At 74.3% G+C, this 9,802-nt stretch carries 10 protein-coding genes; 6 read left to right on the top strand and 4 right to left on the bottom strand.

The features are described from left to right. Positions 1–422: 422 nt before the first annotated feature. Positions 423–1,328 (top strand): sigma factor-like helix-turn-helix DNA-binding protein, encoded by a 906-nt coding sequence (locus tag KB893_RS07725; protein ID WP_211926067.1) that lies wholly within the window; start codon positions 423–425, stop codon positions 1,326–1,328. Continuing rightward, entirely contained in the window at positions 1,318–1,995 is a 678-nt protein-coding gene (locus tag KB893_RS07720; protein ID WP_211926066.1) for a DUF3106 domain-containing protein, read from the top strand. The genes KB893_RS07725 and KB893_RS07720 overlap by 11 nt, the downstream gene beginning before the upstream one ends. A gap of 4 nt (positions 1,996–1,999) precedes the next feature. On the opposite strand, the gene KB893_RS07715 is transcribed toward KB893_RS07720, so the two are convergent. Next, positions 2,000–3,229, bottom strand: a complete 1,230-nt coding sequence (locus KB893_RS07715) for a DUF3667 domain-containing protein (protein ID WP_213173597.1) — start codon at positions 3,227–3,229, stop codon at positions 2,000–2,002. Positions 3,230–3,340: 111 nt separating this feature from the next. On the opposite strand from KB893_RS07715, the gene KB893_RS07710 reads away from it, so the two are divergent. Beyond that, positions 3,341–4,690 carry an MATE family efflux transporter gene (locus KB893_RS07710; protein ID WP_211926064.1) on the top strand — a complete coding sequence of 450 codons (1,350 nt, stop codon included), beginning with the start codon at positions 3,341–3,343 and terminating at the stop codon, positions 4,688–4,690. Positions 4,691–4,754: 64 nt separating this feature from the next. Continuing rightward, on the top strand, positions 4,755–6,623 hold the full coding sequence (gene sppA / locus KB893_RS07705; protein ID WP_211926063.1) for a signal peptide peptidase SppA: 1,869 nt from the start codon (positions 4,755–4,757) through the stop codon (positions 6,621–6,623). Positions 6,624–6,686: 63 nt separating this feature from the next. On the opposite strand, the gene KB893_RS07700 is transcribed toward sppA, so the two are convergent. Then, positions 6,687–6,911, bottom strand: a complete 225-nt coding sequence (locus tag KB893_RS07700) for a hypothetical protein (RefSeq protein ID WP_211926062.1) — start codon at positions 6,909–6,911, stop codon at positions 6,687–6,689. A gap of 67 nt (positions 6,912–6,978) precedes the next feature. On the opposite strand from KB893_RS07700, the gene KB893_RS07695 reads away from it, so the two are divergent. Beyond that, a complete protein-coding gene (locus tag KB893_RS07695; RefSeq protein WP_211926061.1) occupies positions 6,979–7,755 on the top strand; it encodes an SDR family oxidoreductase in 777 nt (258 codons plus the stop codon). An 8-nt stretch (positions 7,756–7,763) separates the two neighbouring features. Here KB893_RS07695 and KB893_RS07690 read toward each other — a convergent pair whose 3' ends face one another. Both KB893_RS07690 and tsaC read right to left on the bottom strand, forming a co-directional pair. Further along, complete coding sequence (locus KB893_RS07690; RefSeq protein WP_211926060.1) at positions 7,764–8,387, bottom strand: DUF4124 domain-containing protein; 624 nt, start codon at positions 8,385–8,387, stop codon at positions 7,764–7,766. A gap of 53 nt (positions 8,388–8,440) precedes the next feature. Continuing rightward, positions 8,441–9,007 carry an L-threonylcarbamoyladenylate synthase type 1 TsaC gene (tsaC, locus tag KB893_RS07685; RefSeq protein ID WP_211926059.1) on the bottom strand — a complete coding sequence of 189 codons (567 nt, stop codon included), beginning with the start codon at positions 9,005–9,007 and terminating at the stop codon, positions 8,441–8,443. Between the two features lie 148 nt (positions 9,008–9,155). Here tsaC and KB893_RS07680 point away from each other — a divergent pair, with 148 nt between their 5' ends. Continuing rightward, positions 9,156–9,791: an SCO family protein gene (locus tag KB893_RS07680; RefSeq protein ID WP_338026898.1), complete on the top strand. Its 636-nt coding sequence runs from the start codon at positions 9,156–9,158 to the stop codon at positions 9,789–9,791. Positions 9,792–9,802: the final 11 nt, after the last annotated feature.

Raw genomic sequence — 9,802 nt, 5'->3', positions numbered from 1 at the left:
CCACACGATCTGTGGATAACCATGTGGACGAAGCGGGGGAAAGCGGCCCCAGGCGGGGTAGACGTGGGCTCGTTCACAATCTGGACAAATTTTAGCCATCGCGTGCTTCTCCTTGCGTTTCAACAGGTTGCTTGTGCATGCCGCGTTTCCGCAGCGTGAAACGCGCAGCGCGGCCCGCCTTTCCGGAGTTCGTTCCGGCTTGTGTACAACCGCGATCCGCGGAATCCCGCGCCCCGCCTGGGAGAGCAGGTTTCCGCGTCCAGTCAAGTCCGCGTGCGGCGCCGCGCGGCGCTAGAATCGGCGCGCCGCCCCTCGCAGTCGCGCATGTCCGACACCCTTCCGCCCCGGTCCATCCTCCCGCCCCGCCAGCCGCAGTACCCGGCTGACCCGGCGGGGTCCACGCGATCGAGGCGGGAGGCCTAGTGGTCGCCCAGTTCCCCCCGGTCTCGCCCGCCGCCTTCGCCGCCTTCGTGCGCGGCATCGAGCGTCGCGGCTACGTCTTCGCCGAAGCCCACTGCGGGCAGGCGCCGCGCGCGCACGCGGCGCTGGCTGCCGCCCTGGTCGAGCTGCGGGCGCGCGCCGGTGCGCTGGCGATGGCGGACTGGCCGCTGGCGTTCTGGTCGCGGCTGATCGCCCAGCCGGAGCTGCGCGGGGCGCCCCTGGCCGCGCCCGACCCGGCCGTCGCGGCGCTGGCCGCGATCACTCCCGGACCGCGTGCGGCCCTGCTGCTGCGGCTGGTCGCGGGACTGCCCCTGCATGAGGGCGCCCGCGCCATGGGCGTGTCCGAGAAGGCATACCGGCACGCGCTCGCGCGCGCGCTGCAGGACCTGCGGTCGGCCGCGTCGGGAGACGCGGAGGGCGAGCTGCAGGCCCTGCGCGACGCCCTGCAGGCGCGCGTGCGCGATCTGCCGCAGGACGTCCGCGACCATCTGGCGCGGGTACGCGAGGCGGTGGCGCGGGAACGCCCGCTGCCGGCGCCCGCCCCCGAGCCGGCACCGGCCCCCCGCCGCGAACGCGACGCCGCACCGCGTCCCGGCATGCGCCTGGCGCTGTGGCTGGCGCTGGCGGCGGTCGCGGCCGCCTTCGCCTGGACCTTCGTGCCGCCCGCCGTGCCCCCGTTGCCGCCGGGCGCGATGCAGGCCTTGCCGGCGGAAACGCCGGTGCGGACGCTGACGCCTGAGGCCGAGCTGCTGGCCGACCCCGACTTCGAGATGCATGCCGATCCCGACGGCGCGCGCCTGGCGCAGCGCCTGGACTTCTTCTCCTGGTACGCCGCGGAAGGCGCCGTGGCCGCCGACCCGGCCCCGGAGGACGACGATGCGCCGTAACGCCTTCTGCTTTGCCGCGCTCTGTGGCCTCGGCCTCGCCGCGGGCGTGGCCGCGCAGGGCGGAGCGCCGGCCTGGACGGACGTCGATCCCGCCGTCCGCGGGGTGCTGGCGCCCTGGCAGGCGGGATGGGACGCGCTGCCCGGCGACGCCCGCAGCCGGCTGCTGGACAACGCCCGCGTCTGGGCGGCGATGGGGCCGGAGGCGCAGGCGGCCTACCGCGTCCGCGCCGAGGCCTTCGCCGCGCTGTCGCCGGACGAGCGTGCGCAGCTCCGCGGTGCCTACGCCGACTGGCGTGGGCTGGGCCAGGACGAGCGCGCGCAGGTGGCCGCGGCCGAACGCAGCTACCTGGCCCTGCCGGACGCCGAGCGCGCGGCGGTGCGCGCGCAGTTCGAGGCGCTCGATCCCGACGCCCGCGCCGCCTGGCGGCTTGGGCCCGAGACCGGGCGCTGGTTCGGCGCGGTCCGGCCGATCGTGGCCTTCGTGCCGCCGGAGGAGCGGGCGCCGACGCTCGCGATGCTGCGCGCACTCCCGCCCGAGGCGCGCGAGGATCTGGCCGTGCTGGCCCGGCGCCTGGACGAGGCCGATCGCGCCGCGCTGCGGCGGGAGCTGCTCGAGGCCGCGCCCGACGCGCGCGCGGCGCTCCTGCGCGCCCGCGTCGGCCGCTGACCCCCTACATCGCGACCAGGCTGGTCAGGCTGGCGGCGACCAGTCCCAGGCTCAGCAGCATCACGTAGAGGTTGCCGATGACGAAGTACTTCAGCAGGGTCATCGGCCAGCCCTGCGCGTAGATGCGCTTCTGCGCCAGCAGCAGGTAGACCGGGATCCACAGGTAGAGCGCGGCCTGCAGCAGGCCGAGGACGGCCTGCACCGCCGTGGACTTCGGTCCCAGCCACGTATTCAGGTCGTACAGCAGCACCCCCACCAGCAGCGCCATGCACAGGAAGGCGTGGCTGTGCAGCGCGACGATCAGGTGTTCCATGTAGAGCCGGCGCTTGAACAGGTAGGCCGCCTTCAGCATCAGCGCGAACACCGGCAGCAGCACGAACAGCGTGGTCGGGATCGCGCCGACCAGGGCATCGACGAACGCGTCGGGGTTGTCGCGGATGCGCGGGATGTTCTCCTGCGCGCGGCCGATCTGGCGGTTGAGCCAGCGGTTGAAGAAGGCCGGCGCGCCCGCGACCTCGACCGGGTTGGCCACGGGGTCCCAGTTCGCCCCGTCGCCGAACCGGAAGTGGACCGGTTCGCCCTCGTCGGTGGAGGATGCGCCGTCGGACGCGTCGTCGTCGGGCGCCGCGTCGTCCGCGCCGCGCTGCAGCGCCTCGATGCGCTCGCGCGCGCTGCGCTCGACCGTCTCCTCGGCGACCGTCAGTGCCGCGCCCACGCCCGGCACGCCAGCGGCGTCCCCGCGTGCCGCGCGGATCTCGGCCAGCGCGGCATCGCGCGCGCGCTCGGCCTCCTCGACCGTGGCGGCGTTTCGCAGCGCGGCGCCGACGTCGCTGCCGGCGACATCGGCCGCGATCTCCGCGTCGGCCGGGCCCGCGGCCACCTCGGCGTCGAGATGCATGCTCACCTGCGCCACGAAGAACGCGACCAGGCTCAGGAACACGTACAGCCGCACCGGGCTGACGTATCGCACCCGCCGCCCCGCGAAATACTCGCTGCTCAGGCGGCCCGGCCTGAAGAACAGCGGCGCAAGCGTGCAGAAGATCCGCGAGTCGAGCTCGAACACCGAATCGAAGAAGTCGCCGATGATCGAGGAGAAGTGCCGGACCAGGCCGCGCACCGGCTGCCCGCAGGCGTAGCAGTGCTCGCCCAGCAGCGGCGTGCCGCAGTTGGCGCAGGCGGCGCCGGTGGCCGGCGGCGCGGCGGTGACGGCCGGAGGTCCTTGGTCGGTCTGCATGTTGCCCTCCCCAGGCATCGCGACGGCGGCCATCGCCGGCGCGACCGCTAGAATACGGCCGCCCGCGACCGCCGCGATCTCCGCCGCGGCGTGCCGCCGCGAGCCGTTCGCATGTCGTCGCCCATTCCCCGTCCGGTCGCGCAGGAACTGCGCACGACCGCGCTGCTGGCATTGCCGATCGTGCTGGGCCACGTCTCCAGCGGGCTGATCGGCTTCGTCGACACGGTGCTGGCCGGCGCGCACGGCACCGCGACCCAGGCCGGGGTCACCGTCGGCAACGCGTTCTGGTCGATCGTGCTGCTGGTGCTGGTGGGGACCCTGCTCGCGGTGCCGCCGTCGGTCTCGCAGCTCGCCGGCGCCGGCCGCGAGCGCGAGATCGCGCCGCTGTTCCGGCAGGCGCTGTGGCTGGCGCTGGCGCTGGGCGTGGCGCTGTTCGTGCTGCTGTCGGGCGCGGCCTGGCTGCTGGCGCCGATCGGCGTCGATCCCGAGATCCGTCCCGGCGCGGTGGCCTTCCTCGCCGGGGTGCGCTGGGGCGCGCCGGCGCTCGCGCTCTACCTGTGCATGCGCTACACCAGCGAGGGCCTGGGCTGGACGCCACCGGGCATGGTGTTCGGCTTCGCCGGTCTGGTGGTGCTCGCGCCGTTGGGCTGGGCGCTGATGTTCGGCGTCGGCGGGCTGCCGGCGCTCGGCGCGGCCGGGCTGGGCTTCGCCACCGCGACCATGCTGTGGCTGCAGGCCGCGGGCATGGCGCTGTACCTGGCGCGCGCGCAGCGTTTCTCGCGCCTCGGACTGCTGGCGCGCATGGAGCCGCCGCAGGCGACCGCGCTCGCGGCGCTGCTGCGCCTGGGCCTGCCGATCGGCGTCACCGTGTTCATGGAGGGCAGCCTGTTCGTGGCCACCACCTTCCTGATCGCCCACCTGGGTGCGGTGCAGACCGCCGCCCACCAGATCGCGATCAACGTGGCCACGCTGTGCTTCATGGTGCCGATGGGCCTGGCGGAGGCGACCACGGTGCGCGTCGGCCGCGCGGTCGGCGCGCGCGACGGCGGCGGCGTGCGCAGCGCGATGCGCGCCGGCTTCGTGCTGGTGATCGCCACCCAGCTGTGCTCGGGCACGGTGCTGCTGCTCGGCCACGACCTGATCGCCGCGCTGTACACGCGCGACGCCGCCGTCGCCGCGCTGGCCTCGACCCTGATGCTCTACGCCGCGGCGTTCCAGTTCCCCGACGGCGTGCAGGTGGTCTCCGCCGGCACGCTGCGCGGGCTCAAGGACACGCGGGTGCCGATGCTGATGGCGCTGGCCGCCTACTGGGTCGTCGGACTCCCGCTGGGGGCGCTCCTCGGGCGCGGCCTGGGCTGGGGCGCACCGGGACTGTGGTGCGGCCTGATCGCCGGGCTCGGCACCGCCGCCGTACTGATGTCGGCGCGCTGCCGGCGCATGGTGGCGCGATTCGCCGCATGACCTGTGGCGGTGGCGCCCCCGGTCGCCCCGGGTATCCTTGCCGTCTGCTTTCCGGAGTCTTCCCATGACCGATTCCCGCCCGGGGCCGATCCGGCGCTTCTTCGGCGGCATCTGGAGCGTGCTGAGCTTCTTCAGCCTGCTGATGCTCAACCTCGTCGTGCTGATGGTGCTGGCGGTGATCGTCGGCGCCTTCGTCGGCAGCCGGCAGGCCGCGCCGCTGGACGAGCGGACCGCGCTGGTGATCGCGCCGGAAGGCGCGCTGGTCGAGCAGTTCAGCGCCGACGCCGCCTCGCGTGCGCTGGCGCGGATGAGCGGCAGCGAGGTCCAGGAAGTGCAGCTGCGCGACCTGCTGCGCGCCATCGAGGCGGCCCGGGACGACGACCGCATCGACCGCATCTTCCTGCGCACCGACCGCCTGTCCTCGGCGAGCATGGCGGCCCTGCGCGAGGTCGGCGCGGCGCTGCGCGGGTTCCGCGCCTCGGGCAAGCAGGTCATCGCCTACGCCGACAGCCTGGAGCAGACCGGCTACTACCTGACCGCACAGGCGGACACCGTCTACATGCATCCGATGGGCATGCTCCTGCTCGAGGGGCTGGCGCGCTACCGGCTGTACTACCGCGAAGGCCTGCAGGACAAGCTCGGCGTCGACGTGCACCTGTTCAAGGTCGGCGAATACAAGTCCGCGGCCGAACCCTACGTGCTCGACCAGGCGTCGCCGGAGGCCAAGGAAGCCGACCTGTTCTGGATGAGCGACATCTGGAACCGCTACCTGGCCGACATCGCCGAGGCGCGTGGCCTCGATCCGGCCGAGCTGCAGGCCAGCATCGATGGCCTGCCGGCGCGGCTGCGCGCGGTCGGCGGGGACACCGCCCGACTGGCGCTGGACGCGGGCCTGGTCGATGGGCTGAAGACGCTCGACGAGGTCCGCGAGGAGATGATCGGCCTCGGCGCCGAGGACACCCGCAACCACACCTTCCGCCAGGTCGACCTGGGCGGCTATCTCGCCCAGCTCGACGGCGACGCGGGCCTCGGCGGCGGCGATGCGGTCGGCGTGGTGGTCGCCCAGGGCGCGATCTCCGGCGGCGAGCAGCCGCCCGGCACGATCGGCGGCGACTCGACCTCCGCCCTGCTGCGCCAGGCGCGCGAGGACGAGGACGTGAAGGCCGTGGTGCTGCGCGTGGACTCGCCTGGCGGCGAAGTGTTCGCCTCCGAGCAGATCCGGCACGAGGTCGAGCTGCTCAAGGCCGCCGGCAAGCCGGTGGTGGTCTCGATGGGCGGCGTCGCCGCCTCGGGCGGCTACTGGATCTCGATGAATGCCGACCGGATCTACGCCGACCCGTCGACGATCACCGGCTCGATCGGCATCTTCGGCCTGTTCATGACCTTCCCGGACACGCTCGAGCGGATCGGCGCGCGGTCCGACGGCGTCGCCACCACGCGCATCGCCGGTGCCTTCGACCCGACCCGGCCGATGGACCCGATGGTCGGCGAGATCATCCAGAGCATCATCGAGAAGGGTTACCGCGACTTCATCGGCAAGGTCGCCGAGGCGCGCGACCACACCGTGGCCGAGGTCGACAGCATCGCCCGCGGACGCGTGTGGAGCGGTGCGCAGGCGCTGGACCGCGGCCTGGTCGACGAACTCGGCGGCCTCGAGTCGGCGATCGCCGAGGCCCGCAGCCTCGCCAGGCTCGGCGAGGGCGAGGGCCGGATCGAGTACATCGAGAAGCCGCTCACGCCGTTCCAGCAGTTCCTGACCAACCTCTCGGACAACGCCCAGGTGGGTGCGGTGCTGCGTGCCACCGGCGCGCTCGACCTGCTCGGCGCGCAGGCGGTCGGCGAACAGCTGCGCCGCGACTTCGGCTGGCTCTCCGCCGACCGCGACGATCCGCGGCCGTTCCGCGCGGTGGTGCACTGCTTCTGCACGCTGTAGTCCGGCGCCCGCGTCGACACCGCCTCTCGCGACGACGCCCGGCCTAGGCCGGGCGTCGTCGTTTCAGCCGCCTGCCGCCTCCAGCGCGGCTTCGCGCCGGGCTTCGGCCGCCTCGGTGGCGGCATCGACGGCCTCGTGCGTCCGGTCGACCGGCGCCTGCATGGCGTCCCGCAGTGCGGTGTCGGAGCGCGGCTCGACGGGACGGTCGGTGCCTTCGTCGGGCGCGGGCGTGCAGGCGCACAGCGCGGCCAGGGCGAGGGCGGACGCGAGGACGGGGGCGCGGCGCATGGCGGTTCTCCGTGGTGGACGCGGGCTTATCCTAGCCGCCGGTGCGACGGCGACGGAGGGCGTGACCATGCAGGCAGCACAGTGGCGGCTCGACGGCCGCGTGGCGCTGGTGACCGGCGCCAGTGCCGGGATCGGCGCGGCCACCGCGGCGGCGCTCCTGGGCTTCGGCGCGGACGTGATCCTGGTCGGCCGCGACCGCACGCGGCTGGATGCCGCGGCCGACGCGCTGGAGCAGGCGCATCCCGACGGCGTGGTGCACGCCTTCGCCGCCGACATCGCCGACGACGAGCAGCGCCGCGAGCTGTTCGACTGGCTGGAAGACCTCGACAGCGGGCTCGACGTGCTGGTCAACAACGTCGGCGACAACCTCGTGCGCGCGGCGGTCGACTATGCCGAGGACGAATGGCGGAGAGTGTTCGAGACCAACCTGTTCAGCGCCTTCGAGCTCTGCCGCTTCGCGCATCCGCTGCTCGAGCGCAGCGCGGCGCCGGCAGTGGTGAACGTGGGCTCGGTCTCGGGCGCCACCCACGTGCGCACCGGCGCGCCCTACGGCATGACCAAGGCCGCGCTGCACCAGCTCACCCGCAACCTGGCCTGCGAATGGGGTGGCGACGGCATCCGCGTCAACGCGGTGGCGCCGTGGTACATCCGCACCCGCCGCACCGACGCGGCGCTGGCCGATCCGGACTACCTCGACGAGGTGCTGGCGCGCACGCCGCTGGCGCGGATCGGCGAGCCGGACGAGGTGGCCAGCGCGATCGCCTTCCTGTGCCTGCCCGCCTCCTCCTACGTCACCGGGCAGGTCCTGGCGGTGGACGGCGGTTTTCTCGCCTACGGCTTCTAGCGGCGCGCTCAGCCGCCGCAGCTGGCGGCGAGCTCGGCCTGGATGGCGTCCTCGCGCGATTCGAGGTCGGCGCGTTCCGACGGCTGGGCGTTGAAGAAGCGCGTGCGCAGGGCCTCGAGTTCGTCGCGCAGGCGGGCGCAGATCTCCTCGCCGTCGAGCAGGCGGCACTCGTCCTCGACCCAGGTGCCCGGCGCGTATTCGGAAGCCCCGCTCGGCTGCGGGCTCTGGCCTGCGCGCGCCGGCGCATCCGCGGGCCGCGGATATGCACCCAATGCCCACAGCGGAACCCAGCGGCGCGCGCCGATGCCGCTGCGGCTGAGATAGGTCTCGCCGTTCTCGCGCACGCATTCGAACAGCGGCTCCGGGCGCTGCGGCGCGGGCGCGGCCGGCGCCCGGGTCTCCACCACCAGCGTTCGCGGCGCCGGCGCGAGGTCTGCGGGCGGCGGCACGGGCGGATCGGTCGGGCGGACGTAGTCGGTGCGCGCCTGTTCGGCGCCGTCGGCGCAGGGCGTGTTCTGGAACACCGGCGGGCCGCCCTCGCCGGCGCAGCGATACACGGTCACGTCCTGCGCGGCGGCGGCACCCGTGCCGAGGACGGAGAACAGGAGCAGGCGGAAGGCGGTCGCGGCCATGGCGGCAGTCTGCCGGCGCGCCGCGTCGTGCGGCGGTGACGGTGCGGCGGGGGTCAGGCGCGCAGCACGACGCCGCTGCGCGCGTCGCGGATCGGTGTCGGCGCGGCCAGGCCACCGGTCTCGCCGTCGACCACGCCGTCGACCGCCTCCAGCAGCGCCGGCTCGAGGGCATCGCGGGCGAAGGCCGGCGGCATGCCGGTGGTGTTGGCGCTGGTCGAGACCAGCGGCATGCCCGCCGCGCGGCACAGCGCGACGACGACGGGGTGCGCGCTGATGCGCACGGCGAGGTCGGGATGGGCGCCGCGGATCCATTCCGGCACCGCCGCGGTGCAGGGCAGCAGCCAGGTCTGCGGCCCCGGCCAACGCGCCAGCACCGCCTCGCGGCGCGCCTCCGGCAGGGCGTCCAGGCGCAGCAGCGGCGCCACCTGGGCGAGGTCGGCGGCGACCAGGATCACGCCGCGCTCGACTCCGCGACGCTTGATCGCGAGCAGGCGCAGCACCGCGTCGCGGTCGAAGGGATCGCAGCCCAGGCCCCACACCGCTTCGGTGGGATAGGCGAGGACGCCGCCGGTGCGCAGGCGCTCGGCGGCGGTGGCGATGGACAGGTGCGGGGCGGACATGCGCGCCATGCTAGCGCCGCGGCGGCACGCGAGGCGGCCTCGCGTTCAGGCCGCCGCTCGCGGCCCCGGCGGAGGGCGCCTACACTAGCGGGCTTCCGTCCGCCGCCGCGCCTTCGGCGCCGCCGGCCGCTGCGTGTGCCCGTCGCCCGTGCCTGTCACCGTCCTCCAATCCCGCGTCGCCCGTGCCTGGCGCGCCCTGTGCGGCGCCTTCCTGGCGTCCCTGCTCGTCGCCGGCTGCGCCCGCGAGACGCTGCCGGTGAGGCTGTTCCCGATCACCGGGCACATGCCGCGGCTGCAGTTCGAGATGGTGGACCACACCGGCCGCGAGGTCGGCGGCGAGGACTTCCGCGGCAAGGTGGTGCTGCTGTACTTCGGCTACACGCACTGCCCCGACGTGTGCCCGCTGACCCTCGCCCAGCTGCACGGGATCATGCGCGAGCTGGGCGCGGACGCCGAGGCCGCGCGGATCCTGTTCGTGAGCGTCGACCCGGCGCGCGACGATCCCGACACCATGCGCGCCTACGTCGAGGCCTTCGACCCGCGCGCGGTCGGCCTGACCGGCAGCGCACGCGCCACCGAGGCGCTGGCCAAGCGCTACCGCACCGCGTTCTCGCGCGATCCGGGGCCGGCGCGGCCGGAGGCCGGCGGCTACGAGGTCAGCCACAGTGCATCGATCTTCCTGTTCGACCGCGCGGGCCGGCCGCGCCTGATCGCGGTGCCGACCGCGCCGCGCGAGGACATCCTCCACGACCTGCGCCTGCTGATCGGCGAGGAGCCGGCATGAGCGCACACGCC

Source organism: Coralloluteibacterium stylophorae (assembly GCF_018122625.2).
Lineage (GTDB): Bacteria > Pseudomonadota > Gammaproteobacteria > Xanthomonadales > Xanthomonadaceae > Coralloluteibacterium > Coralloluteibacterium stylophorae.
The sequence above is the reverse complement of the archived record's forward strand: the minus strand, read 5'-3'. Positions and strand labels throughout refer to the sequence as shown.